Origin of the sequence: Tabrizicola soli (genome assembly GCF_015999335.1) — a bacterium.
In the GTDB taxonomy this organism is placed as follows: Bacteria; Pseudomonadota; Alphaproteobacteria; order Rhodobacterales; family Rhodobacteraceae; genus Tabrizicola; species Tabrizicola soli.
Map to the genome: position 1 here is coordinate 167726 of NZ_JAEACP010000008.1, position 22663 is coordinate 190388.

28 protein-coding genes, 1 tRNA gene and 1 riboswitch are annotated in these 22663 nt (G+C 69.0%); of the genes, 19 read left to right on the plus strand and 10 right to left on the minus strand.

The window, feature by feature from the left end; all coding sequences use genetic code 11:
• Positions 1-95 precede the first annotated feature (95 nt).
• The gene (locus tag I7S92_RS09310; protein WP_197643233.1) at positions 96-1064 is read left to right on the plus strand and encodes a TerC family protein; all 969 of its coding nucleotides are present in this window, start codon (positions 96-98) and stop codon (positions 1062-1064) included.
• A gap of 58 nt (positions 1065-1122) precedes the next feature.
• Positions 1123-2379, plus strand: a complete 1257-nt coding sequence (locus I7S92_RS09315) for a DNA polymerase IV (RefSeq protein WP_197643235.1) — start codon at positions 1123-1125, stop codon at positions 2377-2379.
• A gap of 31 nt (positions 2380-2410) precedes the next feature.
• Here the strand turns inward: I7S92_RS09315 and I7S92_RS09320 are convergent, their stop codons facing one another.
• Positions 2411-3283: an N-formylglutamate amidohydrolase gene (locus tag I7S92_RS09320; RefSeq protein WP_206761042.1), complete on the minus strand. Its 873-nt coding sequence runs from the start codon at positions 3281-3283 to the stop codon at positions 2411-2413.
• A 161-nt stretch (positions 3284-3444) separates the two neighbouring features.
• Between I7S92_RS09320 and I7S92_RS09325 the strand changes: the two genes are divergently transcribed.
• The 10 genes from I7S92_RS09325 (at position 3445) to I7S92_RS09370 (ending at position 9051) form a co-directional block, all read left to right on the plus strand.
• Positions 3445-3519 (plus strand) — tRNA-Val (locus tag I7S92_RS09325).
• 69 nt (positions 3520-3588) lie between these two features.
• Positions 3589-3714, plus strand: coding sequence for a type B 50S ribosomal protein L36 (ykgO, locus tag I7S92_RS09330; RefSeq protein WP_023666132.1), 126 nt, complete (start codon positions 3589-3591; stop codon positions 3712-3714).
• A gap of 150 nt (positions 3715-3864) precedes the next feature.
• The gene (locus I7S92_RS09335; RefSeq protein ID WP_197643237.1) at positions 3865-4071 is read left to right on the plus strand and encodes a GNAT family N-acetyltransferase; all 207 of its coding nucleotides are present in this window, start codon (positions 3865-3867) and stop codon (positions 4069-4071) included.
• Positions 4071-4286 carry a GNAT family N-acetyltransferase gene (locus I7S92_RS23410; protein WP_354001318.1) on the plus strand — a complete coding sequence of 72 codons (216 nt, stop codon included), beginning with the start codon at positions 4071-4073 and terminating at the stop codon, positions 4284-4286. Before I7S92_RS09335 ends, I7S92_RS23410 begins: the two co-directional genes overlap by 1 nt.
• A gap of 89 nt (positions 4287-4375) precedes the next feature.
• Positions 4376-4996 (plus strand): FMN-binding negative transcriptional regulator, encoded by a 621-nt coding sequence (locus I7S92_RS09345; RefSeq protein WP_197643239.1) that lies wholly within the window; start codon positions 4376-4378, stop codon positions 4994-4996.
• A 238-nt stretch (positions 4997-5234) separates the two neighbouring features.
• Positions 5235-5540, plus strand: a complete 306-nt coding sequence (locus I7S92_RS09350; protein ID WP_197643241.1) for a hypothetical protein — start codon at positions 5235-5237, stop codon at positions 5538-5540.
• A complete protein-coding gene (locus tag I7S92_RS09355; protein WP_197643243.1) occupies positions 5537-6136 on the plus strand; it encodes a glutathione S-transferase in 600 nt (199 codons plus the stop codon). The genes I7S92_RS09350 and I7S92_RS09355 overlap by 4 nt, the downstream gene beginning before the upstream one ends.
• A 191-nt stretch (positions 6137-6327) precedes the next feature.
• Positions 6328-6900, plus strand: coding sequence for a ubiquinol-cytochrome c reductase iron-sulfur subunit (gene petA / locus I7S92_RS09360; protein ID WP_197643245.1), 573 nt, complete (start codon positions 6328-6330; stop codon positions 6898-6900).
• Between the two features lie 11 nt (positions 6901-6911).
• On the plus strand, positions 6912-8249 hold the full coding sequence (gene petB / locus I7S92_RS09365) for a cytochrome b (protein WP_197643247.1): 1338 nt from the start codon (positions 6912-6914) through the stop codon (positions 8247-8249).
• Between the two features lie 13 nt (positions 8250-8262).
• Positions 8263-9051, plus strand: a complete 789-nt coding sequence (locus I7S92_RS09370) for a cytochrome c1 (RefSeq protein ID WP_197643249.1) — start codon at positions 8263-8265, stop codon at positions 9049-9051.
• A 48-nt stretch (positions 9052-9099) separates the two neighbouring features.
• On the opposite strand, the gene I7S92_RS09375 is transcribed toward I7S92_RS09370, so the two are convergent.
• The 3 genes from I7S92_RS09375 to thiB are packed head-to-tail and all read right to left on the minus strand — an operon-like array spanning position 9100 to position 12288.
• Positions 9100-9798 carry a thiamine ABC transporter ATP-binding protein gene (locus tag I7S92_RS09375; protein WP_197643316.1) on the minus strand — a complete coding sequence of 233 codons (699 nt, stop codon included), beginning with the start codon at positions 9796-9798 and terminating at the stop codon, positions 9100-9102.
• Positions 9785-11329 carry an ABC transporter permease family protein gene (locus I7S92_RS09380; RefSeq protein WP_197643251.1) on the minus strand — a complete coding sequence of 515 codons (1545 nt, stop codon included), beginning with the start codon at positions 11327-11329 and terminating at the stop codon, positions 9785-9787. The genes I7S92_RS09375 and I7S92_RS09380 overlap by 14 nt, the downstream gene beginning before the upstream one ends.
• Positions 11305-12288, minus strand: coding sequence for a thiamine ABC transporter substrate binding subunit (thiB, locus tag I7S92_RS09385; RefSeq protein ID WP_197643254.1), 984 nt, complete (start codon positions 12286-12288; stop codon positions 11305-11307). Before thiB ends, I7S92_RS09380 begins: the two co-directional genes overlap by 25 nt.
• Positions 12289-12323: 35 nt before the next feature.
• A riboswitch (TPP riboswitch) is annotated at positions 12324-12425 on the minus strand.
• A gap of 276 nt (positions 12426-12701) precedes the next feature.
• Between thiB and I7S92_RS09390 the strand changes: the two genes are divergently transcribed.
• From I7S92_RS09390 to I7S92_RS09400, 3 genes are read left to right on the plus strand one after another with little or no spacing between them, the layout of a single operon-like run.
• Entirely contained in the window at positions 12702-13154 is a 453-nt protein-coding gene (locus I7S92_RS09390; protein WP_197643256.1) for an Rrf2 family transcriptional regulator, read from the plus strand.
• Between the two features lie 3 nt (positions 13155-13157).
• Complete coding sequence (locus I7S92_RS09395; protein WP_197643258.1) at positions 13158-14348, plus strand: aminotransferase-like domain-containing protein; 1191 nt, start codon at positions 13158-13160, stop codon at positions 14346-14348.
• Positions 14349-14354: 6 nt separating this feature from the next.
• A complete protein-coding gene (locus tag I7S92_RS09400) occupies positions 14355-15023 on the plus strand; it encodes an RraA family protein (RefSeq protein WP_197643260.1) in 669 nt (222 codons plus the stop codon).
• Here I7S92_RS09400 and I7S92_RS09405 read toward each other — a convergent pair.
• The gene (locus I7S92_RS09405; RefSeq protein WP_197643262.1) at positions 15012-15902 is read right to left on the minus strand and encodes a LysR family transcriptional regulator; all 891 of its coding nucleotides are present in this window, start codon (positions 15900-15902) and stop codon (positions 15012-15014) included. The genes I7S92_RS09400 and I7S92_RS09405 overlap by 12 nt on opposite strands.
• A gap of 116 nt (positions 15903-16018) precedes the next feature.
• On the opposite strand from I7S92_RS09405, the gene I7S92_RS09410 reads away from it, so the two are divergent.
• From I7S92_RS09410 to I7S92_RS09420, 3 genes are read left to right on the plus strand one after another with little or no spacing between them, the layout of a single operon-like run.
• A complete protein-coding gene (locus tag I7S92_RS09410; protein WP_197643264.1) occupies positions 16019-16447 on the plus strand; it encodes a DoxX family protein in 429 nt (142 codons plus the stop codon).
• A gap of 60 nt (positions 16448-16507) precedes the next feature.
• A complete protein-coding gene (locus tag I7S92_RS09415; RefSeq protein WP_197643266.1) occupies positions 16508-17470 on the plus strand; it encodes a glutathione S-transferase family protein in 963 nt (320 codons plus the stop codon).
• Complete coding sequence (locus tag I7S92_RS09420) at positions 17467-18243, plus strand: DODA-type extradiol aromatic ring-opening family dioxygenase (protein ID WP_197643268.1); 777 nt, start codon at positions 17467-17469, stop codon at positions 18241-18243. The genes I7S92_RS09415 and I7S92_RS09420 overlap by 4 nt, the downstream gene beginning before the upstream one ends.
• A gap of 72 nt (positions 18244-18315) precedes the next feature.
• Here the strand turns inward: I7S92_RS09420 and I7S92_RS09425 are convergent, their stop codons facing one another.
• Positions 18316-18669 (minus strand): cupin domain-containing protein, encoded by a 354-nt coding sequence (locus tag I7S92_RS09425; protein ID WP_197643270.1) that lies wholly within the window; start codon positions 18667-18669, stop codon positions 18316-18318.
• A gap of 122 nt (positions 18670-18791) precedes the next feature.
• Between I7S92_RS09425 and I7S92_RS09430 the strand changes: the two genes are divergently transcribed.
• Entirely contained in the window at positions 18792-19367 is a 576-nt protein-coding gene (locus I7S92_RS09430) for a GNAT family N-acetyltransferase (protein WP_197643271.1), read from the plus strand.
• Here I7S92_RS09430 and I7S92_RS09435 read toward each other — a convergent pair.
• From I7S92_RS09435 to I7S92_RS09450, 4 genes are all read right to left on the minus strand, one after another.
• Positions 19364-20227, minus strand: a complete 864-nt coding sequence (locus I7S92_RS09435; protein ID WP_197643319.1) for a DMT family transporter — start codon at positions 20225-20227, stop codon at positions 19364-19366. The genes I7S92_RS09430 and I7S92_RS09435 overlap by 4 nt on opposite strands.
• A gap of 32 nt (positions 20228-20259) precedes the next feature.
• Complete coding sequence (locus I7S92_RS09440; RefSeq protein ID WP_197643272.1) at positions 20260-20619, minus strand: VOC family protein; 360 nt, start codon at positions 20617-20619, stop codon at positions 20260-20262.
• 69 nt (positions 20620-20688) lie between these two features.
• Positions 20689-20976: an HU family DNA-binding protein gene (locus tag I7S92_RS09445; protein WP_197643273.1), complete on the minus strand. Its 288-nt coding sequence runs from the start codon at positions 20974-20976 to the stop codon at positions 20689-20691.
• Positions 20977-21139: 163 nt separating this feature from the next.
• Complete coding sequence (locus I7S92_RS09450) at positions 21140-22585, minus strand: AMP nucleosidase (protein ID WP_386003744.1); 1446 nt, start codon at positions 22583-22585, stop codon at positions 21140-21142.
• Positions 22586-22663: the final 78 nt, after the last annotated feature.

Sequence of the window (22663 nt, forward strand, 5' to 3'; positions counted from 1 at the left end):
ACCGCATCGAGAAATCGTGCTCGATGTCAGCCCGGCGCAAACTGCCCCTGAACAAGGCTGGCCTATCGACGCACCCATGAGAGGGTAAAACGGGGATGGAATTCCTCCTCCTGCCGGTTCTGGGCACATCGCTGTGGATGTGGCTGGTCTTCATCGGCATCGTGATCGCACTTCTGGTCCTTGACCTGGGCGTCTTCCACAAGACCGACCACGAGATCGGCGTCGGCGAAAGCCTGCGCCTCTCGGCCTTCTACATCACGCTGGGCGTGGCCTTCGCGGGCTTCGTCTGGTGGCAGATGGAAGCCGAGGCGGCAAAGCTCTACCTCACCGCCTTCGTGGTGGAAAAGACGCTGGCGATGGACAACGTCTTCGTCATCGCGCTGATCTTCGGCTATTTCGCCATTCCCCGGCAATATCAGCACCGCGTGCTGTTCTGGGGCATCCTGGGCGTGATCGTCCTGCGCGGGATCATGATCGGCCTCGGCGCGACGCTGGTCGCGCAATACGGCTGGATCCTCTACATCTTCGCGGCTTTCCTGATCTTCACCGGCATCAAGATGCTGGTGACCGACGACCAGCACCTCGACATCAGCCGGAACCCCGTCCTGCGCTGGATGAAGCGGCGGATGAAGGTGACCGAGGGTCTGCACGGCAACGCCTTCTTCCTGCGCCGGCCCGATCCCGCGACCGGCAGGCTGGCGACCTTCGCCACGCCCCTGTTCCTCGCCCTCGTGCTGATCGAGATCGCCGACCTGGTCTTCGCCGTCGATTCGGTGCCCGCCGTCTTTGCGATCACCACCGACCCGTTCATCGTCTACACCTCGAGTATCTTCGCGATCCTCGGCCTCCGGGCGCTGTATTTCGCCCTGGCGGCGATCATCCACCGCTTCCACTACCTGAAATACGCGCTGGCGATCCTGCTGATCTTCATCGGCTCCAAGATCTTCCTCGCCGACCTGATGGGCTGGGAGAAATTCCCCGCCAACTGGTCGCTGGCCATCACCTTCGCCCTCCTGACGGCCGGCGTGCTGTTCTCGCTGTGGAAGACGAGGCCTGGCCGCTGACGCCTGCGGTCGCCGGTCACGCTGGCGACCCTCCACCCCGGCGTGCTAGCCTCGGCCCATGCCCAGCCTCTGCCGCGATTGCCTGACCCGGACCGATGGCGCGCCCGCGCGCTGTCCGTCCTGCCGCTCGCCCCGGATGGTCGCGCATGACGAGCTTTTCGCCCTTTCCAGCGCCCATATGGACTGCGACGCCTTCTATGCCAGCGTCGAGAAACGCGACAACCCGGCCCTGCGCGACCAGGCCGTCATCGTCGGCGGCGGTCAGCGCGGCGTGGTCTCGACCTGCTGCTACATCGCCCGGATCAAGGGCGTCCGCTCGGCCATGCCGATGTTCCAGGCCCTGAAGCTCTGCCCCGAGGCGGTTGTCGTCAAACCCCGATTCTCCGCCTATATCGAGGCCTCCCGCGCCATCCGCGCGATGATGGAGGAGCTGACCCCCGCGATCGAGCCGCTCTCCCTCGACGAGGCCTTCATGGACCTCACCGGCACCGAACGCCTGCACGGCGCTCCGCCCGCCGTTCTCTTGGCAAGGCTGACCCGGCGGATGGAGGCGGAACTGGGCCTCACCGGCTCCATCGGCCTTTCCCACAACAAGTTTCTCGCCAAGATCGCCTCCGACCTCGACAAGCCGCGCGGCTTTTCCGTGATCGGCAGGGCCGAGACCGAGGCCTTCCTGAAGCCGAAACCCGTCCGCATCATCTGGGGCGTGGGCCAGGCGACCCAGACCGCGCTGGAAACCGCGGGGATCCGCACCATCGCCGACCTCCTGCGCTGGGACCGGGCCGACCTTGGCGCGCGATTCGGCAGCATGGGCGACCGGCTCTGGCACCTCGCGCGCGGGATGGACATGCGCCGGGTCAACCGGGACGACCGGCCGAAGTCGATCTCGAAGGAGACCACCTTCTTCGAGGACACCTCCGACCCCGACCTCCTCGACGGCCATCTCTGGCGGCTGGCCGAACAGGTGGCCGACCGGGCCAAGGCCAAGGCGCTGGCGGGCCGCACGGTGACGCTCAAGCTGAAGAAGGGCGATTTCCAGCTGGTGACCCGCCGCCACGCGCTGAGCGATCCCACCCAGCTTGCCGACCGCATCTACCGCGCCGCGCGCGAGCTTTACGACCACGCGGGCACGAAAGGCCCCTTCCGGCTGATCGGCGTCGGCATCTCCGACCTCGCGCCCGAGGACCGGGCCGACCTGTCGCAGGACCTCCTCGACCCCGATGCCCGCCGCCGCGCCGCCGCCGAACGCGCCACCGACGCGATTCGCGCCAGATTCGGCGCCGAGGCGATCATCAAGGGCCGCAGCCTGCGCTGAAGGGATCGGGGAGGGTGCGCTGTAGCGCACCCTACTCTGCCGCCAGGGCCATCCCTTCGGGCCGCACCAGTTCCACCACCACCTGCGCGATCTGCGCGCGGAAGGCCTGGAACCCCGCCAGGGGCTCGATTCGCGCCTCGTCCATGTAGAGCGCCCGGTCGATCTCGACCTGCACCACATGCACCCCGCGCGAGGGCCGCCCATAGGCCTGCGCCACATAGGCCCCGGCGAAGGGAGCGTTCCGCCCCACCCGCAGCCCGACCCCGGCGAAGGCCGATTCGATCCGGTCCACCACCTCGCGCCCGGCCGCCACGCCATAGCGGTCGCCCAGCACCACCTCGGGCCGGTCATGCCCGGGCCGGGTATGCGCCTCGATCGCCTCATGCGGCATGGAATGGCAGTCGATCAGCACGGCCTGGCCGAAGGCAGAGCGGGTCTCCTCGACCAGGGCGGCCAGGGCCCGGTGATAGGGATGCCAGAACCGCCGCAACCGCGCCTCGGCCTCGGCCAGGGGCAGCTTGCCGCGATAGATCGCCCGCCCGCCCGCGACCACCCGGGGAATCACCCCGAGACCCGAGGAAACCCGCGGATTATGCGGCGGACGGCTGATTCCCTCGATCACGGCGGGGTCGAGCTCGTCCGCGGCGCGGTTCAGGTCCAGATAGGCCCGCGGCACCCGTGCCGCCAGCAGCGGAGAGCCGAGGCCCGGCGCGCAGTCGAACAACTGGTCGACGAAGGCGTCCTCCGACGAGCGGATCGCCGACGGGTCGAGAAGCGCCTGCGACAGGAAGCTCGACGGATAGTCCCGCCCCGAATGCGGCGAGGCAAAGATCACCGGCCCCACCGCCCGGAGGGGGCGGTGCAGCACGAAGGCTTCGGTCGTTTCGTCAAGGATCTCGGGCAATCGCGCTCCTTCCCCTCTCCCGGATATAGCCGCAGAATCCGGGATTCCAAAACCCCTTGCAGGCCCCCGCGCGGTTCAGTATAGACCCAGCCGACCGACGCGGTTCCTTCCGCGTCCTTTTCGTTTCACCGGAAAGGGCAGGATGGGTCGCCAGGCCAAGTGGGCGGTTAGCTCAGCGGTAGAGCACTACGTTGACATCGTAGTGGCCACTGGTTCGATCCCAGTACCGCCCACCATTCACCTCCCCGCAGGGGGAACGTTGTTTTCAATCGGCGCAGACGCGCCGCGCAGAAGGAGGGACGACCATGAAAGTCGCCAACTCGCTCCGCTCGCTGAAGACGCGTCATCGCGATTGCCAGGTCGTGCGCCGCAAGGGCCGCGTCTATGTGATCAACAAGACGCAGAAGCGCTACAAGGCCCGCCAGGGCTGATCGCTTCCGGCAGACGGAATTCAGGGCCGCCTGGGGGAAACCCCGGCGGCCTTTTCCTTTTTCACCCCCGCTCGTCGATGATTTCGTCACTCCTCGCAGAGCAGCGACGAGAAGACGAAGTCGCACGAGGAGCAGCTTTCGAAGATTGCCATGACCGTCCGCCCCTTCCGCCCCGAAGACATCCCCGCCGCCCGCGCGCTCTGGCAGGCGATGCCCGGCGTCGGCCTCTCCACCGCCGACGAGCCGACCGCGCTCACGACCTTCCTGGCCCGCAACCCCGGCACCTGCTTCGTCACTGTTGCGCAAGGCCGCCTCACCGGCACCATCCTTGTCGGCCATGACGGGCGGCGGGGCTGATCCATCACCTCGCCGTCGCCACCGACCGCCGCCGGTCCGGCCTCGGCCGCAGGCTGGTAGAGGCCGGCCTCGCCGCCCTGCACGACCAGGGCATCGACAAGTGCCACCTGATGGTCTTCACCGGCAACACCGGGGGCGCGGCCTTCTGGACCGGCATCGGCGCCACCCGCCGCGACGAGCTTGCCCTTTACTCGATGCCCACCGCGCCCCGCTGACCTGCCGGGCGCCAAATCTTTTCGAAAAGATTTGCAAAATCCTTCGAAGGATTTTGTCCTGCCCCTGCGCCCGCCCGAAGGAATCGCCCGTGCACCCGAACCCCGCCTTCCGCACCGCCAGCCGCGAAGAGAACCTCGCCTTCGCCCGCACCCGAGGATTCGGCGTCCTCTCCGTCAACGGCCCCGACGGCCCGCTTGCCGCCCATGTCCCCTTCCTCCTGAACGCGGACGCCAGCTTCGCCGAACTGCACCTCGCCCGCTCCAACCCCATCGCCCGCGCCACGCTGCCCGCCCCCGCGTTGATCGCCATCTCGGGACCGGACGCCTATATCTCCCCCGACTGGTATGGCCCGCACGAGCAGGTCCCCGACCAGGTCCCGACCTGGAACTACGTCGCCGTCCACCTGCGGGGCACGCTGGAGCCCCTTCCCGACGAGGCTCTCCACCCGCATGTCGACGCTCTTTCGGCCGAGCACGAGAACCGGATCGCGGGCAAGCGCCCCTGGACCAGCGCCAAGATGACCGACGGCGCGCTGTCCCGGATGCTGCGGATGATCCTGCCATTCCGCTTCCGCGTGACCTCGGTCGAGGGCACCTGGAAGCTGAACCAGAACAAGCCCAACAAGGCTCGCTCCGGGGTCACCGAGGCCCTGTCGCAGGGCGACGCCTCGGCGCAAGCCATCGCCGCCCTCATCCGGGACCTGCCCTGATCTGCCGACGATCAAGGTCATCCCCCGCGCCGACAGCCCAGCGCGATCATCGGCCTCCTGATGAACGCCGTGGCGCTGGTCTCCCTTTCCGGCGCAATCGTTAAGATTTCGTGGCCGCCCCCGCTCAACCCACTGAGATCCTCGACCCGCGCCCCCGGTGCCGCGCGGGCGCCCCCGGACACCCGTTTACACCCTGCCCCCTCCGCCCCTACACTCCCCCATCATCCCGGAGGTCGCCATGCCCCTGCCCCTCGCCCCCCTGATCCCCCTCGCCGTTCGCCTGGGCCTGGTCGCGACGACGACCTTCGCCCTGACCCGGCTGGTCCGCTCCGCCACCCACCCCGGCCGCACCGACCAGCGGGCCGAGGATGCCCTGGACGACCTCGGCGAGGGCCTGTCCCTGCATCGCCCCGCCGACCGGGCCGAGGACAGGCAGACCAACGCCACCGCGCGGGTCCGCCGGGTGGTCCGCTTCCGGGGCAAGACATGGGAACTGGACGCCGGCCTGATGGCGCGGGTCCGGCTGAACGAGAGAAAGGAATGAAGCTCTACCACGCCCCCGCCTCGCCCTTCGTCCGCAAGGTCATGGTCCTCTTGCACGAGGCCGGGGCCGCCGACCGGGTGACGCTGGTCCCCGCCGCGGGCACGCCGCTCGACTCCGGCACCATGCCGGTGGACCGCAACCCCCTGGGCAAGATCCCCGCGCTGGAGCGGCCGGACGGCCCCACGCTCTACGACAGCCGGGTCATCACCCGCTATCTGGACGATCTGCTGGCAACCGGCCTCTATCCGCCCGCGCCGCATCTCTGGGACACGCTGACGCTGGAGGCCACGGGCGACGGCATCGCCGAGGCCGCGGTCCTGATGCGCTACGAAATGCATGTCCGGCCCGAAGCCAGCCGCTCGCCCGAATGGGCCGAGGGCCAGTGGCGCAAGGTCGACCGCGCCCTTTCGGCCGTCGAGGACCGCTGGGCCAGTCACCTGGCCGGGCCGCTGGACATGGGCCAGATCGCGCTTGGCTGCGCATTGGGCTACCTGGACCTGCGCCACGCCGGGCGGAACTGGCGGGCTGCGCATCCCGCGCTGGCCGCCTGGTGGACCGGCTTTGCCGCCCGCCCCGCCATGGCCGCCACCGCCTGATCCGCCCGACCGGGCCGCGTCCCCGGCGCAACAGAGGGGTTGCCTGCGACAGAATACAGCGGCTGCGCGGCTTTGTCCGCTGGACGAGTGCGCCAGCCTTGGCTAGATACGCCAACGTCGGGGCATCGGTTCGCCAATGCCCCCCAGGTCATATGGGTCGGCTTCAGCGGCCTGAAAGGGGAGAAGATCTCGTGTCCCACGCAGACGATCACGCAGGCACCGGCCAAGGCACTCGGCGGGATTTCCTGTACTACGCGACGGCGGGCGCCGGCGCGGTCGCCACGGGTGCCGCCGTCTGGCCGCTCGTCAACCAGATGAACCCCTCGGCCGACACCCGCGCCCTGGCGTCGATCATGGTCGACATCTCGGCGGTCGAGGTCGGCACGCAGCTGACGGTGAAATGGCTGGGCAAGCCGGTCTTCATCCGCCGCCGCAGCGCCGAGGAGATCGAGGCCGCCCGCGCGACCGCGGTTGCCGACCTGCCGGACGGGGCCTCCGAGAACGCCAACAAGCCCGGGACCGACGCTTCGGACGCGAACCGCACCCTGGACGAGGCCGGCGAATGGCTGGTGATGATGGGCGTCTGCACCCACCTCGGCTGCGTGCCGCTGGGCGACGGCGCGGGTGAGTTCGGGGGCTGGTTCTGCCCCTGCCACGGCTCGCACTACGATACCGCCGGCCGCATCCGCAAAGGGCCCGCGCCCCGGAACCTGGCGGTGCCGGTCGCTGCCTTCACTGACGAAACCACGATCAAGCTCGGGTAAGGACCAGAAACATGGCCGGTATTCCGCACGACCATTACGAACCCAGGACCGGGATCGAGCGCTGGCTGCACAAGCGCCTGCCGATCGTGGGTCTGCTCTACGACACCATCATGATCCCCACGCCCAAGAACCTGAACTGGATGTGGATCTGGGGCATCGTCCTGACCTTCTGCCTTGCGCTGCAGATCGTCACCGGCATCGTCCTGGCGATGCACTACACCCCGCATGTCAGCCTGGCCTTCGCCTCGGTCGAGCACATCATGCGCGACGTGAACGGCGGCTACTTCCTGCGCTACCTGCACGCCAACGGCGCGTCGCTGTTCTTCTTCGCCGTCTACCTGCACATCTTCCGCGGCCTCTACTACGGCAGCTACAAGGCCCCGCGCGAGGTGACCTGGATCGTCGGCATGATCATCTACCTGGCGATGATGGGCACCGCCTTCATGGGCTACGTCCTGCCCTGGGGCCAGATGTCCTTCTGGGGCGCCACGGTGATCACCGGCCTCTTCGGCGCGATCCCCGGCATCGGCGAGCCGATCCAGACCTGGCTTCTGGGCGGCCCGGCGGTGGACAACGCCACGCTGAACCGCTTCTTCTCGCTGCACTACCTGCTTCCCTTCGTGATCGCGGCGCTGGTCGCGGTGCACATCTGGGCCTTCCACACCACCGGCAACAACAACCCCACCGGGGTCGAGGTGCGCCGTGGCAGCAAGGAAGAAGCCGAGCGTGACACCGTCCCGTTCTGGCCCTACTTCGTGATGAAGGACCTCTTCGCCCTGGCGGTGATCCTGGCGGTGTTCTTCGCCGTGGTCGGCTTCATGCCGAACTACCTGGGCCACCCCGACAACTACATCGAGGCGAACCCGCTCTCGACCCCCGCCCACATCGTCCCGGAATGGTACTTCCTGCCGTTCTACGCGATCCTGCGCGCCTTCACCGGCGACGTCTGGGTCGTGATCGCGGCCGAATGGGTCAGCTTCGGCATCATCGACGCCAAGTTCTTCGGCGTGCTGGCGATGTTCGGCGCCATCGCGGTCATGGCGCTGGCCCCCTGGCTGGACACCTCCTCGGTGCGCTCGGGCCGCTACCGGCCGATGTTCAAGTGGTGGTTCGCGCTGCTCTGCATCGACTTCGTCGTGCTGATGTGGTGCGGCTCGATGCCCGCGGACGAGCCCTATGCCACGATCTCGCTGATCGCCTCGGCCTACTGGTTCGCCTACTTCCTGATCATCCTGCCGCTCCTCGGCGTGATCGAGAAGCCGCAGGCCCAGCCCGCGACCATCGAGGAAGACTTCAACGCGCATTACTCGCCGGCCACCGGCGGGACCAAGACCATCGCGGCCGAGTGAGAGGAAAACGATCATGCTCCGCAAAATCGCACTCACTGCCGCTTCGGCGCTGATCCTGTCGACGGGCGCAAGCCTCGCCGCCGGAGAGCAGCATGTCGAGGACGTCGCCTTCGCCCATGAAGGCCCGTTCGGCCGGTTCGACCAGTTCCAGCTCCAGCGTGGCCTCCAGGTCTTTACCGAGGTCTGCGCCGGCTGCCACGGGCTGAAATACGTGCCGCTGCGCACCCTGTCGGACGAAGGCGGCCCCGGCCTGCCGGAAGACCAGGTCCGCGCCTATGCGGCCGACAACTTCTCGGTGATCGACAAGGAAACCGGCGAGGACCGCGCGGCCCTGCCGACCGACAACTTCCCGGCGAACACCGCCGCGGGCGCGCCGGATCTCAGCCTGATGGCCAAGGCCCGCGCGGGCTTCCACGGCCCCTATGGCACCGGCATCAACCAGCTGTTCCGCGGCATGGGCGGGCCGGAGTACATCTACTCGATCCTCACCGGCTACACCGGCGAGGAGAAGGAAGAGTTCGGCTCGACCTTCTACGAGAACCACGCCTTCGCGGGCGGCTGGATCGCCATGGCCCCGCCGCTGTCGGACGACCAGGTGACCTATGCCGACGGCCATCCGGCCACCGTGGCCGACATGGCCGAAGATGTCGCCTCGTTCCTGATGTGGGCGGCCGAGCCGAAGCTGATGGCGCGCAAGGATGCGGGCTTCGTCAGCGTGATCTTCCTGGTGATCCTCTCGACCCTGCTGTTCCTGACCAACAAGCGGATCTGGGCGGGCATCAAAGGCAAGAAGCACGCCTGATCCGAAGGGTCCCGAAACGCGAAAGCCCCGCCCGACCGGCGGGGCTTTTCATTTCCGGCCCAGGTAGTCCCGCAGGGCCGGGGGCGGATCGGCCATCAGCGTGGTCGTGGGGACGGGAACCTGCACCACCCCCTCCGCGATGAAGGCCGTCCTGCCGCCCAGCGCCAGCGCATCGCCGGGATCATGCGTGACCAGCAGCACCAGCGCGCCGGTCTCGCGCGCCACCTGATCGACCAGGTCCAGCATCTCCTGCCGCAGCGCCGGGCCAAGGGCGGCGAAGGGCTCGTCCAACAGCAGGATCGGCCGCGCCCGCAACAGCGCCCGCGCCAGCGCTGCCCGGCTGGCCTGGCCCCCGGACAGCTGCGCCGGACGCCGCGCGCCCAACCCCGCAAGGCCGACCCGCGCCAGCGCCTGCTCCAGCCGGGCCCGGTCGTCGGGCGACAGCCGCAGGTCCGGCCGCAGCCCCAGGGCAAGATTTTGCGCAATGGTCAGATGCGGGAACAGGTTCTGGTCCTGGAACAGGATCGTCACCGGCCGCTCTCCCGGCGGCAGGCCCACCAGATCCCGGCCCTGCCAGCGGACCGCCCCCGACTGCGGCGGCAGGAAGCCAGCGATGGCGGACAGGAGCGTCGATTTCCCGGACCCCGAGGGTCCCATCACCGCGATCCGCTCCCCCGGCCCGGCGGACCAATGCGCGGTCAGGCGGAACGGGCCCTGCACAAGTTCCAGATGGTCAAGCTCCAGCACGGCGGCCCCCCGCATCACAGGCCCAGAACAGGGCAAAGGACAGCGCCACCAGCACCAGCGAGGCCGAAGCCGCCGCCTCGATCCGGTAGGCCCCGGTCAGTTGCTGCACCACAAGCGGCAAGGTCGCCTGCCGCTCTCCGGCGAAAAGCGCGATCACGCCAAGGTCGCCCATCGACAGCGCCGCCGCAATCCCCGCGCCAAAGCCAAGCGGCCGCGCCAGGCGGGGCAGGACCAGCCAGCGCAGCCGCGCCAGGCCGCGCAGCGCCAGACTGTCGGCCAGACGCCCGTAATCCGCCTGCAAGGCCCGCGCCTCGGGCAAGAGGATGCGGTAGAGATAGGGCAGCGAAAGCGCCATGTTCACCAGCACCGTCACCGGCAAGGCCAGCGACATCGGGCTGACGAAGGGCCGCAGCAGCAGGAACAGCCCCGTCCCCAGCACCAGGCCAGAGGTCGCAAGCGGCAGGGTCGCCGCCGCTTCAATCGTGGGCGATGGACGGCGGGCCGCCGCCAGGGCCAGGACAAGCGCCGCCACCGTGGTCAGGCTGGCCGAGACCAGCGCCACCAGCACCGACCGCCCCGCCGCGGGCAGAACCGGGGCCGGCAGCTCGGCCAGGCCGGGCAGGCCGCGCAGCACCACCGCCCACAGCGGCATGGCCAGGAAGGCCGCCGCCAGCAGCAGCACCAGCCCATCCAGGCCGCGCCGCCAGCCGCCCGGAGCCGTCAGCGCCAGCTTGCGGTCCAGCCCCGCGCCGAAACCCGCCGGCCGCGCCATCGTCCAGGCCGCGAGCGCCGCCGCCGCGCCCAGCGCGACCTGCACCCCTGCCAACCCCGCCGCGCGGGACAGGTCGAACTCGAACCGCACCGCCTGATAGATCGCCAGCTCGATCGTGGTCGCCGAGGGACCGCCGCCCAGCGTCAGGACGACCGCGAAACTGGTCAGGCAGATCACCAGGATCACCAGCGCGATCCCCGGCGCCACCTCGCGCAGCATCGGCCATTCGAGGTGCCGGAACGTCTCGCGCGGGGTGAAGCCCAGCGACTGCGCCAGCCGGATCCGCTCGGCCGGGAGGGCAAGCCAACCTTGCAGGATCATTCTCGTGGCAAGGGGAAGGTTCAGGAAGACATGCGCGATGACGACGCCATGCAGGCCGAAGATCGACACCGGCGGCAGGCCGAGGGCGGTGAGCGCGCCGTTGATCAGGCCGGAACGGCCAAAGACGGCGAGAAGGCCGAGCACCGCGACAACGGCAGGCAACAGGAACGGCGCGCCCATCAGGGTGATCAACAGCCCACGGCCGGGAAAGCTGCGCCGGGCCAGCGCGCGGGCGACGGGGATGGCGAGCAGGGTGGAAAAGACAGCGGACAGAAGGGCTTGCGTCGCCGAGAACCGCACCGCCGCCCAATCTGCCGGGCCCAGCGACAGGCCAGCCCCCCGCCAGGCCACGGCGGCCAGCGGGGCGGCGACCAGCGCCAGCAGCAGCGCCGCCAGCGCCGGTGCGGCAAGGCTCAGCGGGCGAGCGCGGCTTGCCATTCGGCCAATGCCGCGTCACGGGCGGCCTGTGCCTCTTCCGGCGGCAGAAGCAGCGACTTTGCCGGGCGGAAAGCGTCGAAACCCTCGGGCAGCCCGGCGGCGGGAGTGACGGCGGGATACATCCAGTTCGTCTGCGGAATCGCCGCCTGGAACCCCTCGGTCAGCATGAAGTCGAGGAACCTGTCCGCAAGTTCCGGCTGGTCGGTGGCAGCCAGTTTCCCGGCAACCTCGATCTGCATGTAGTGGCCTTCATCGAACAGCGCGGCAGCCTTTGTGTCGTCGCTCTCGGCGATCAGGTGGTAGGCGGGCGAAGTGGTATAGCTGAGCACCATGTCCGCCTCGCCTTCCAGGAACAGGCCATAGGCCTCGGACCAGCCGGGGGTGACGGTGACGATGTTGTCGGCGAGGCCCTTCCAGATCTCGGCCGCGCGGTCGCCCTGGGCGGCCTTGACCCAGAGCAAGAGGCCGAGGCCGGGGGTGGAGGAGCGGGGGTCCTGGATGACGATCTTCAGGTCCGAGGCGGCGAGGGATTCGAAGCTTGTCGGGGGCTCGGGCAGCCTGGTCTTGTCGTGGACAAAGGCGAACCAGCCCCAGTCGAAGGGCAGGAACAGGGGATCCGCGAAGGCGACCGGAAGATTGGTCGTCGGATTTTTCCCATGCGGAGCAAAGAGTTGCGTGTCCGCGGCGGCGGAGATCAGGCTGGTGTCCAGGCCGAGGACCACGTCGGCATCCGAGGCCGCGCCCTCAAGCTGGATCCGGGCCAGCAGCGCGGCGCCGTCGCCGGCGGGGACGAATTGCAGATCGCAGGCGCAGGTCGCCTCGAAGGCCTTCTCGACCGCCGGGCCGGGGCCCCATTCCGAGGTGAAGCTGTCGTAGGTCAACACGGTGAGGACGGGGGTCTCGGCCATCGCAGGAAGCGCGATGGTCAGAAGTCCCGCAGCAAGGAGTTGTTTTTGCATGACTTTCTCCAAGTTGCGACGGATTGGTCGGGGATGGAGAACCCATTCACCTTCCCTCCGCCGGTATGATCCGGTTCAGGTTCGACGGGTTCGCGAAGCTCGCATCTCAGCCGGTGAGGGCACCCCGAGGTGCGGCGGACCATAAGGGAATGCGGGACGGGTGCAAGGGCCGTGGCGGCGCGGTGGAGGGCGTGAGGCGGCCGCGGGCAGGGAACGCCGCGTTAAACCGTTGATGTACCAGAACTATCTTGGTCTGCCTTCTGTCTGCAAGACGTCTGGCACGCGTATGGCGGCTGTCTGGCGGCGGCGGGCGTTAACCACGCAGGAGGGAGACACCGAATCGCCTTTCCCCGGCGTCGCCCCCTGGCAATCGCGACCTTGTTTCCCCGATAGGCCGGGCGTAGCTTCCCGCCATGATCACGCAGAAGATGAAATATGCACTGAAGGCGCTTCTGGTGCTGGGCGACGAGGCGGCGAAGGGCCAGCCCGAGCCCTTGACCATCGAGGAGATCGCCCGCCGCTCGGGCACGCCGAAGCGGTTTCTGGAGCATATCCTGCTCGAGGTGCGCAATGCCGGGGTGATCGCCTCGGTCCGGGGGCGCGCGGGCGGCTACAGCCTGATCAAGAAACCCTCGGATGTCTCGATCTCGGAACTGCTGCGGATGATCGACGGGCCGATCGCGCCGCTGCCCTGCCTTTCGCGTCGGGCCTACCAACGCTGCGAGGATTGCGCCGACGAGGCGAGCTGCCGCATCCGCAAGGTCTTTGCCGAAATGTTCTGGTCCTATCTGGTGATCATCGAATCGCTGACGCTGGAGGACATGCTGCGCTCGGACGCGGCGGCGCATCAGGTGCTGGGGGCCTGAACCATGACCCCGAGATTCGCACAACGCATGGCGGAAGTCCGCCCCTCGGCCATCGGCGAGCTGCTGGCGCTGGGGGCCGATCCGTCGATCATCTCGTTCGGCGGCGGTTATCCGGATGCCACCCTGTTCCCGGCCGAGGAACTGGAAGCCTGTTTCCGCGAGGTGATCCGCGCGCCGGGCGGGCAGGCAATGCAATACGCGCCCTCGAACGGCCTGCCGCGGTTGCGCCAGCAGATCGCCGGGCTGATGCAGGCGGATGGCGTGGCCTGCACGGCCGAGGATGTGCTGGTGCTGCAAGGCTCGCAGCAGGGGCTGGATTTCGCGGCGCGGATGCTGGTCGATCCGGGCGAGGTGATCGTGACCGAGGACCCTACCTTCCTGGGCGCACTGATCGCCTTCCAGCCCAGCCAGCCGCGCTTTGCCGTGGTCCCGGTGGATGCCGAGGGGATGCAGACCGATCTTCTGGCCGAAGTGCTGGCGGCAAACCCACAGGCGCGGATGCTGTATACCGTGCCGGATTTCCAGAACCCGACCGGGGTCACGCTGTCGCTGGCCCGGCGGCATGAGCTGATCCGGCTGGCCAATGCGCATGACCTGGTGGTGATCGAGGACACGCCCTATCGCCAGATCCGCTTTGCCGGGGAAAGCCTGCCGACGCTGAAGTCGCTGGACAGCGAGGGGCGGGTGATCCATCTGGGCAGCTTCTCCAAGGTGCTGGTGCCGGGCCTGCGGCTGGGCTGGGCCGTCGCCGCGCCCGCGCTGCTGGCGCGGATGGGCCTGCTGAAGGTGGCGGCGGATACCCAGACCTCGACCCTGAACATGGCGGTGGCGAGCCTTTATCTGGACCGCTACGACCTTGCCGCGCATGTCGCGGGGCTGCGCCGGGCCTATGCGGCGAAGAAAGAGGTGATGCTGGACGCGATCCGCCGGCATTTCCCGCAGGAGATCGGCGCGACCGATCCCGAGGGCGGGCTGTTCACCTGGCTGCGCTTTCCCGAAGGCTTCGACGCGACCGCCTTCATGCGCGAGGTTGCCCTGCCAAGGGCCCGCGTCGCCTATGTGCCGGGCGCCACGTTCTTTCCGCTGACCCCGCGCCCGAACCATGCGCGGCTGAACTTCTCGGCCCAGCCCGAGGCGAAGATCCGCGAGGGGATCAAGGCCCTGGGCGAGGCGTTGAAATCCCATCCGAGGTAGCCTGCCATGTCCGTGACCCTGCACCCGGTCTCGCCCGACCTGACGCCGGCGGAGATCGACCGCTGGGGCGGTATCCCGGTGGCGGTGGCGGTCGATCTGGGCCGGGACGTCGGGCAGATCGACCCGGCGCTGCGCCCCCTGCGGCCGGCGGGGCAGCAGCCAAGGCTGTTCGGCCAGGCCGTGACGGTGCGCTGCGAGCCGCCGGACTTCGGCGCGGTGCTGCAGGCGCTGGACGTGATCCGCGCGGGCGAAGTGCTGGTGATCGACGCGGGCGGGCACCCTGAGACGGCGATGATCGGGGATATCCTCTCGGGCCATCTGCGGCGGAAGGGCGTGGCGGGGCTGGTCTGCGACGGGGCGGTGCGGGACACAGGCACGCTGGGCAGCTGGGAGGATTTCCCGGTCTTCGCGCGCTGGATCACGCCGCGCGGGCCAAGCGGGGCCGAACGCGGGGCGGTCAATGCGCCCGTGGTGATCGGGGGCACGCTGGTGCGGCCGGGCGATCTGGTGATCGGCGACGACGACGGGCTGGTCGCCCTGTCGCCGCAGGTGGTCCGCGCCCGGATCGGCGATGCCGAGGCCAGGCTGGCGCGGGAGGCGGGCTGGATCCGGGGCCTGGCCGAGGGGCGGTCGGCGGCCGAGGTCTTCGGCCTGGCGCCTCTGCTACGGGGCTGAGCCGAGCGCGCCGGCGAGGTGGTCGACCAGCGCCCGGGTCCGGCGGGCAAGGCGGCGCTGGCCGAGGTGGACGGCGTGGATGTCGAGGACCGGACCGCTGGCCTGCGGCAGGACATGGACGAGGCGGCCCCGGGCCAGGTCGTCCAGCACCACATAGTCGGGGCAGATGGCGATCCCCTCGCCCTGGACGGCCAGGTCGCGGGTCAGGCGGGCGCTGTTGGCCAGGAAATTCCCGCTGACCGCGATGCGATGCAGCTGCCCGGCTTCGGTGAGCGGCCAGGCGCCATCGCCGCGCATGTTGGTGTCGCGCAGGCAGAGGTGGCGGGTCAGGTCGGCGGCCTGGGCGGGCTGGCCGTGCTGCGCCAGATAGGCGGGCGCGGCCACCACGAGGAGGCGGATCACCCCCAGCTTGCGCGCCACCAGCGCGGAATCGTCCAGACGGCCGATGCGGATGGCGAGGTCGATCCCCTCGGCCGCGAGGTCGACGAAACGGTCGGAGAGCCGCAGGTCGATCACCAGGTCCGGGTGCGGGGCGCGGAAGTCGCGCAGGAGGGGGCCGATCCGCATCTCGCCATAGGTGACCGGGGCCGAGACGCGCAGCGTGCCGGAAAGACCGCGCCGCGCCTCGCGCAGGGCGCCGGTCATCTCGTCCAGCTGGTCCAGCCAGTCGGGCAGCTGGGTCATCAGCTGCTCGCCGGCCGCGGTCAGGCCAAGCCTGCGGGTGGTGCGGTGGAGGAGCCGGGTGCCGAGCCGGGCCTCGAGCTCGGCCAGGTATTTCGAGGCGAGCTTGGGCGAGATCCCCAGCCGCCCCGCCGCGCCGGAGAAGGAGCCGGTCTCGACCGAGGCGACCAGCACGCGCAGACCGTCGACCAGGTCCATTCCTTCCCCATTCAGAACATGATGGGGAAAGTCATACCATGCCTTCGCCATTTTCGCCAGAGCATCCGGAGCGCATATTGGCGGCATCAGACGTTGACCCCCCAAGGAGACCCGACATGATCGATCCCAAGACCGCCCCCTATGCCATCCTCGCCCTGCGCGTGACGACCGGCGCGCTGTTCCTGTTCCACGGCCTGGTGAAGGTGTTCGTCTTCACCCCCGCCGGCACCGTCGGCTTTTTCGAGAGCATCGGCCTGCCCGGCGCGCTGGCCTATCTGACCATTCTCGCCGAAGTCGGCGGCGGCCTGGCGCTGATCCTGGGCATCAAGGCGCGGCTGGTGTCGCTGGCGCTTGTGCCGGTCCTTCTGGGGGCCGCGTATTTCGGCCACGGCGCTTCCGGCTTCAACTGGTCCAACCCGAATGGCGGCTACGAATACCCGCTGATGTGGGCCGTGGTGCAGGCGGCGCTGGCCGCGCTGGGTGACGGCGCGCTGGCGCTCTCGCCGACCAGCCGCGAGCCGCGCCTCGCCGCCGCCCGGGCCTGAGCCCGATCCCCTCGCGCCGGGCCGACATGGCCCGGCGTCTCTCACGCGAAAGGACAGACCATGCTTGTGAACGGCAAATGGACCAGCGACTGGCAGCCCGTGCAGGCCAAGGACGACAAGGGCCGTTTCCTGCGCCAGGTCTCGTCCTTCCGCAACTGGATCACCGCCGACGGCAGCCCCGGACCGACCGGGATCGGCGGGTTCAAGGCCGAGGCCGGGCGCTACCGTCTGTTCGTCGCGCTGATCTGCCCCTGGGCCTCGCGCACGCTGATCGCGCGGAAGCTGAAGGGGCTGGAGGACCTGATCCCGGTCACGGTGGTCAACCCGGTGCTGACCGGGCAGGGCTGGGCCTTCGGCGGCTTCCCCGGATCGGATGCCGATCCGCTGCACGGCTTTGCCCATATGCACCAGCTCTACAGCCATGCGGATGCCGATTTCACCGGCCGCGCCACGGTTCCCGTGCTGTGGGACACGAAGACCGACACGATGGTCAGCAACGAAAGCGCCGACATCCTGCGGATGTTCGACAAGGGTTTCGCCGACCTCGTGCCCGGCAAGGCCGAGCTTTACCCCGAGGATCTGGCGGCCGAGATCGACGCGATCAACCCGCGGATCTATGACGGGCTGAACAACGGCGTCTACAAGGCCGGTTTCGCCTCGACCCAAGGAGCCTATGACGAGGCGGTGAGCCAGGTCTTCGCCACGCTGGACTGGCTGGAAGAGCGGTTGAGCGGGGACTACCTCTTCGACCGGCTGACCGAAGCCGACATCCGCCTTTTCGTCACGCTGATCCGCTTCGACGCGGCCTATCACGGCCTCTTCAAGACCAACCTGCGCCGGATCGCCGATTATCCGCGCCTGCAGGCCTATATGGAGCGCATCCTGCGCCTGCCGGGTGTCGCCGAAACCGTCAACCTCAGCCATATCAAGGTCGGTTACTACTCGATCAAGGCGCTGAACCCATCGGGCATCGTGCCCGCCGGCCCGGCCCATGTGACCGCCCTTCTGGAGTCCGTGCAATGACCCTGCCCAGCCTGTTCATCGGCCATGGCGCGCCCGACCTGCCCTATTCGGACACTCCGGCCCGTGCCTTCACCGAAAGCCTCGGCGCTTCCTTCCCCGGATTGCGCGCGATCCTCGTCGTCTCGGCCCATTGGGAGGCCGCGCGCCCGACCATCGGCACCGCCGCCACGCCGGAAACGATCCATGACTTCGGCGGCTTCGACGACCGGCTGTTCAGCCTGACCTACCCCGCCCGCACCGACAGGGCGGTGATCGCCGAGGTCGCGGCCGCGCTGGAGGCGGCGGGGATCGCGCATGAGGCCGATCCCCGGCGCGGCTATGACCACGGGGTCTGGATCCCGCTGCTGCTGGCCTTCCCCAAGGCGGAGGTGCCGGTGATCCAGCTTTCGCTGCGCCGGGGCGGTTCGGCGACCGAGCATCTGGCGCTTGGCCACGCGCTGGCGCCCCTGCGGGACAAGGGCGTGCTGATCCTCGGCTCGGGCGCAACGGTCCACAACCTGCGCGCCATCGCGCGGGAGGGGACGCCGGCCCCCGACTGGGCGCGCGATTTCGACGACCGCGTCGTCGCGGCGGTCGAAGCCGGGGATACGGCGGCGCTGCTGCAATTCCCGATGGCGATGGAGGGCGCCCGCACCGCGCATCCGACGCCCGAGCATTTCATGCCGCTGTTCGTCGCCATGGGCGCGGGCGGCGGCAAGGGCCGGGCGCTGCACCGCAGCTTCTCCTGGGGCTCGATCGGCATGACCAGCCTGGCCTTCGGCGAGGCGGCATGACCGGGTCCTTCGACCGACGCACGGACCCTGGCGGCGATCCGGGGGCGCTGGCCTGACCAGCGCCCTGCCGGGTTATTTCAGCTTGATGCAGAAGTGCTTCTTCACCGGCGCCTCGATCTTCCAGGTGCCCTTGAAGCCCGGCTCGACCACGAAGCCGTCGCCCGGCCGCAGGGTGACGGGTTCGCCGCCCTCGGGGGTGATGGTGATCTGGCCCTCGATCAGGTGGACGAATTCGTAGAACTTGTAGACCGTGTGCCAGGTGCCCGTCGTCGCCGCCCAGGTGCCGGAGATCACGCTGCCGTCGAGCGAGCTGTGCTGCACCCAGGTCCGCATCGTCGGGTTGCCCTCGATCTTGGTCCAGCCCTCGAGATCGGTGACCATCGGCTCCGGCCCCGGCGCGGGGAAGCGGTAGACCATGTCGCTCATCTTTGTCCCTCCAACAAGCATCGGGACTTGGTCCTATGGCCGCGCCGACAAGTCAAGCGCCGCGCCCTTGCGCATCCGCCCGGTTTCGCCGATCAATCGGGCCGGACCGAAAGGGGGGAACCATGCTGATCCGTGACGCCAGGGCCGAGGATGCCGCGCATCTGGTCCGCTTCATCAACATGGCGGCGGACGACCTGCCGCTGCATTTCTGGAAGCGTTCGGTCGGCCCGGAGGGCGACCCCTGGGCCTATGGAAGCGAGCGGGCGGCGCGGGAGACCGGCAATTTCTCGTACCGCAACGCCTGGCTGGCCGAGGTGGACGGCGAGGTGGCGGCCTGCCTTCTGGGCTATGCCGCCGAGGAGGAACCCGGCCCGATCGACCCCGACACCCCGCCGATCTTCGTCCCGCTTCTGGAGTTGGAGGCGATGGCGCCCGGCGCTTGGTATCTGAACGTGCTGGCGACCTATGACGCCTTCCGCGGCAAGGGCTGCGGCAGCGCGCTCTTGGCGAAGGCCGAGGAGATCGCCCGCGCGCGGGGCCACAAGACGATCAGCCTGATCGCCGAGGACACGCATCGGGACGCGCTGCGCCTGTATCGCGCCAAGGGCTACCAGGAGGTCGCGCGGCGGCCGGTGGTCAAGGGCGACTGGCAGGTCGATGCCGGCGAGTGGATCCTGTTCGTCAAGCCGCTGGCCTAGACCCGGCGGGAGAGCTGGACGGCAAGGATTCCGGCCATGGCGACGGCGACCCCTAGCAGATCGAGGGCGCCGATCCGCTCTCCCAGAAGGGCGGCGGCGATGGCCACGCCGAAGAACGGGTTCAGGAAGTGGAAGGTGGCGGCCCGCGTCGCCCCGATCCGGCGGACGAGCGAGAACCAGATCAGCGTCGCCGTCAGGCCGGGGACGGCGATCTGGTAGGCGAAGGCGGCGAGGAAGGGCGCGGACCAGCGGACCGCCAGCGCCTCGGTCGCGGCCGAGAGCGCGCCCAGCGCGACGGCACCGACCAGCATCTGCAGGCCCACGACCATCAGGAGGCTCCCCCCGGCCGAGGCGCCGCGCAGGGTCAGCGTCGCCACCGCCAGCGCCAGCGCCCCCGCGACGCACAAGGCCACGCCCATGGGATCGGCCCCCGCGGTCAGCCGGGTGCCCATGATCAGCCCCACGCCCAGAAGCCCCACCACCAGCCCGGCGATGCCCAGCGCCGGGATCCGCTCGCCCCGCCAGATCCAGCCGAGCGCCGCGACCATCAGCGGCATCGAGGCGGCGATGATCGCCGCCAGCGAGGCCTCGACCCATTGCATCGCGACGAAGTTCAGCCCGAGATAGGCCGCGTTCTGGCACAGGCCGAACAGGACCACCGCCCGCGCCTGCGCCCCGGTCAGCCGCCAGGACTGGCCCAGCGCCCGCGCCACCAGCACCGCCAGAAGGCCCGAGATCAGGAACCGCGCCGAGAGCGCGGCCAGGGGCGGCGCATGGGCGACGATCACCCGCGCGGTGGCGAAGGCCGATGACCACATCGCCGCGAAGGCGGTGCCGAGGAGAAGCGCGCGGAAATCCATCCGCAGCGTGGTGCCCGGCCCTGCGTGCAAGGTCAAGCGGGCGGCTGCCACAGCTCGACCGGGGTGCCCTCGGGATCGTGCAGGCGGGCGAAGGTGCCATAGCTGCCGTCGCCATCCCAGTCGGCCCGCGTCTCGACCGCGATCCCGGCCGCGCGCAGTTGCGCGATCATGCCGGGCAGGTCATCGACGCGCAGGTTCAGCATCCACTGCCTGTCGGCCGGAAAATAGTCGGTCCCCGCGGCAAAGGGCGACAGGATCGTCGGTCCCGCCGCCTGCATCCAGACCGTTTCGTCCGGCTGCGTGATACCCAGATGCTGGCGATACCAGGCCATCAGCCCTTCGGGATCCCGCGCCCGGAAGAAGATGCCGCCGATGCCGGTGACCTTGGCCATATGCGCCTCTCGATGCAAAAGGGCCGCCCCAGGGACGACCCTTCCACGAAATCCCGGCCGGGGGAAGCCTCAGCCGTTCACCACGTCCTTCAGCGCCTTGGCGATGGCGAACTTGACCTGCTTGTCGGCGGCCTTGGTCATCGTCTCGCCCGTGGCGGGGTTGCGGACCTGACGTTCGGGGCGGGCCTTGCAGGCCACCTTGCCCAGACCCGGCAGGGTCACGGCGCCACCGGCCGCGACTTCGCGCGCGACGACCGAGGCGATGGCATCCAGAGCGGAACCGGCGGTCTTCTTGTCGGCGCCCATGGCCTCGGCCACGGCAGCGACCAGTTGCGTCTTGGTCATCGGTTTGGACATCTGATCATCCTTCGTTGTTATATGCACTGTAATCGGCATGACTGCAGCCAGCTTTGCGGCCGGCGCCATCCCCGGAACGAGGCCACGGCCCAGACACACAGTTTCCCGCCCAAAATCAACCCCCGAACGGCGGATTCGGACGATTCGGGGGATTTTCACCACGTCAGAGGAAGGCGGTCTCCTCGAAGCTGCGCAATTTCCGGCTGTGGAGCCGCGCGATCGGCGTCTCGCGCAGCAGCTCCATCGCGCGGATCCCGATCTGCAGATGGCGGCTGACCTGGGTCTTGTAGAAGTCGCTGGCCATGCCCGGCAGCTTCAGCTCGCCATGCAGCGGCTTGTCGCTGACGCAGAGCAGCGTGCCATAGGGCACCCGGAAGCGAAAGCCGTTGGCCGCGATCGTGGCGCTTTCCATGTCCAGCGCCACCGCGCGGGACTGCGACAGGCGGCGCACCGGGCCGGACTGGTCGCGCAGCTCCCAGTTGCGGTTGTCGATGGTGGCGACGGTGCCGGTCCGCATGATCCGCTTCAGCTCGTAGCCCTCGAGCTGGGTGACCTCCTCGACCGCATCCTCCAGCGCGATCTGGATCTCGGCCAGGGCCGGGATCGGCACCCAGACCGGCAGGTCGTCGTCCAGGACGTGATCCTCGCGCAGATAGGCATGGGCCAGGACATAATCGCCCAGGCTCTGGCTGTTGCGCAGCCCGGCGCAATGGCCGACCATCAGCCAGGCATGCGGCCGCAGCACGGCGATGTGGTCGGTCGCGGTCTTGGCGTTCGACGGGCCGACCCCGATGTTGACCAGGGTGATCCCCTGCCCGTCCGCCCGCTTGAGGTGATAGGTCGGCATCTGCGGCAGCTTGGCGACGGGCTGGATCTCGCCGTCGGGAGTGGTGATCTCCTGGTTGCCGGTGGCGACGAAGGCGGTATAGCCCAGCGCCGGATCGGAAAGGGCCGCGCGGGCGAAGGTCTCGAATTCCTCGACGTAGAACTGGTAGTTGGTGAACAGGACGTGGTTCTGGAAATGCGTCGGATCGGTCGCGGTGTAATGCGCCAGCCGCGCCAGGCTGTAATCCACCCGCTGCGCCGTGAACGGGGCCAGCGGGGCCGAGCCGTCGGGATAGCGCAGCAGCGTGCCGTTGACGATGTCGTCGTTGGTGGTCGCAAGGTCCGGCACGTCGAACACGTCGCGCAGCGCGAACTCCATCACCCCGTCCTGCGGCACGGCCATGCCGACCGTCGCCGCCACCGCGAAATGGATCGGGATCGGCGTATGCGACAGGCCGATCTCGACCGGGACGCCGTGGTTCTGCAAGAGAAGCTCGATCTGCTGGACCAGGTAGTTGCGGAACAGGTCCGGCCGCGTGACCGTGGTGGCATAGGTGCCGGGGCCGGCGACATGGCCGAACGACAGGCGCGAGTCGACCTTGCCGAAGCTGGTGACGGTGATCCGGATCTCGGGGTAGAAGGCGCGGATGCGGTGGCCGGGATGGCCCGCGCCGATGGTGCTGCGGAAGCCCTCGGCCAGGAAATGCGTCGCCTCGTCGTAGAGGTGCTGCAACAGGTCCACGGCGGCGGCGGCATCGGTGAAGCCGACGTGATCCCGGGGCATGGGGCATGACATGGCGGTGATCGGATCGTCCTGCATCTTCGGTCCCGGAACTGATCCGCCATATAAGCCGGATGCCCC

Excerpts from the sequence above, each read along its gene's own strand:
- I7S92_RS09415 (WP_197643266.1), top strand. The coding sequence starts at position 16,508 with ATGCTTGTGAACGGCAAATGGACCAGCGACTGGCAGCCCGTGCAGGCC.
- I7S92_RS09410 (WP_197643264.1), top strand. The coding sequence starts at position 16,019 with ATGATCGATCCCAAGACCGCCCCCTATGCCATCCTCGCCCTGCGCGTG.
- petB (WP_197643247.1), top strand. The coding sequence starts at position 6,912 with ATGGCCGGTATTCCGCACGACCATTACGAACCCAGGACCGGGATCGAG.
- I7S92_RS09395 (WP_197643258.1), top strand. The coding sequence starts at position 13,158 with ATGACCCCGAGATTCGCACAACGCATGGCGGAAGTCCGCCCCTCGGCC.
- I7S92_RS09390 (WP_197643256.1), top strand. The coding sequence starts at position 12,702 with ATGATCACGCAGAAGATGAAATATGCACTGAAGGCGCTTCTGGTGCTG.
- I7S92_RS09425 (WP_197643270.1), bottom strand. The coding sequence starts at position 18,669 with ATGAGCGACATGGTCTACCGCTTCCCCGCGCCGGGGCCGGAGCCGATG.
- I7S92_RS09405 (WP_197643262.1), bottom strand. The coding sequence starts at position 15,902 with ATGGACCTGGTCGACGGTCTGCGCGTGCTGGTCGCCTCGGTCGAGACC.
- I7S92_RS09435 (WP_197643319.1), bottom strand. The coding sequence starts at position 20,227 with ATGGATTTCCGCGCGCTTCTCCTCGGCACCGCCTTCGCGGCGATGTGG.
- I7S92_RS09370 (WP_197643249.1), top strand. The coding sequence starts at position 8,263 with ATGCTCCGCAAAATCGCACTCACTGCCGCTTCGGCGCTGATCCTGTCG.
- I7S92_RS09450 (WP_386003744.1), bottom strand. The coding sequence starts at position 22,585 with ATGCCCCGGGATCACGTCGGCTTCACCGATGCCGCCGCCGCCGTGGAC.
- I7S92_RS09400 (WP_197643260.1), top strand. The coding sequence starts at position 14,355 with ATGTCCGTGACCCTGCACCCGGTCTCGCCCGACCTGACGCCGGCGGAG.
- I7S92_RS09315 (WP_197643235.1), top strand. The coding sequence starts at position 1,123 with ATGCCCAGCCTCTGCCGCGATTGCCTGACCCGGACCGATGGCGCGCCC.
- I7S92_RS09350 (WP_197643241.1), top strand. The coding sequence starts at position 5,235 with ATGCCCCTGCCCCTCGCCCCCCTGATCCCCCTCGCCGTTCGCCTGGGC.
- I7S92_RS09380 (WP_197643251.1), bottom strand. The coding sequence starts at position 11,329 with ATGGCAAGCCGCGCTCGCCCGCTGAGCCTTGCCGCACCGGCGCTGGCG.
- thiB (WP_197643254.1), bottom strand. The coding sequence starts at position 12,288 with ATGCAAAAACAACTCCTTGCTGCGGGACTTCTGACCATCGCGCTTCCT.
- I7S92_RS09430 (WP_197643271.1), top strand. The coding sequence starts at position 18,792 with ATGCTGATCCGTGACGCCAGGGCCGAGGATGCCGCGCATCTGGTCCGC.
- ykgO (WP_023666132.1), top strand. The coding sequence starts at position 3,589 with ATGAAAGTCGCCAACTCGCTCCGCTCGCTGAAGACGCGTCATCGCGAT.
- I7S92_RS09445 (WP_197643273.1), bottom strand. The coding sequence starts at position 20,976 with ATGTCCAAACCGATGACCAAGACGCAACTGGTCGCTGCCGTGGCCGAG.
- I7S92_RS09335 (WP_197643237.1), top strand. The coding sequence starts at position 3,865 with ATGACCGTCCGCCCCTTCCGCCCCGAAGACATCCCCGCCGCCCGCGCG.
- I7S92_RS09310 (WP_197643233.1), top strand. The coding sequence starts at position 96 with ATGGAATTCCTCCTCCTGCCGGTTCTGGGCACATCGCTGTGGATGTGG.
- I7S92_RS09440 (WP_197643272.1), bottom strand. The coding sequence starts at position 20,619 with ATGGCCAAGGTCACCGGCATCGGCGGCATCTTCTTCCGGGCGCGGGAT.
- I7S92_RS09420 (WP_197643268.1), top strand. The coding sequence starts at position 17,467 with ATGACCCTGCCCAGCCTGTTCATCGGCCATGGCGCGCCCGACCTGCCC.
- I7S92_RS09355 (WP_197643243.1), top strand. The coding sequence starts at position 5,537 with ATGAAGCTCTACCACGCCCCCGCCTCGCCCTTCGTCCGCAAGGTCATG.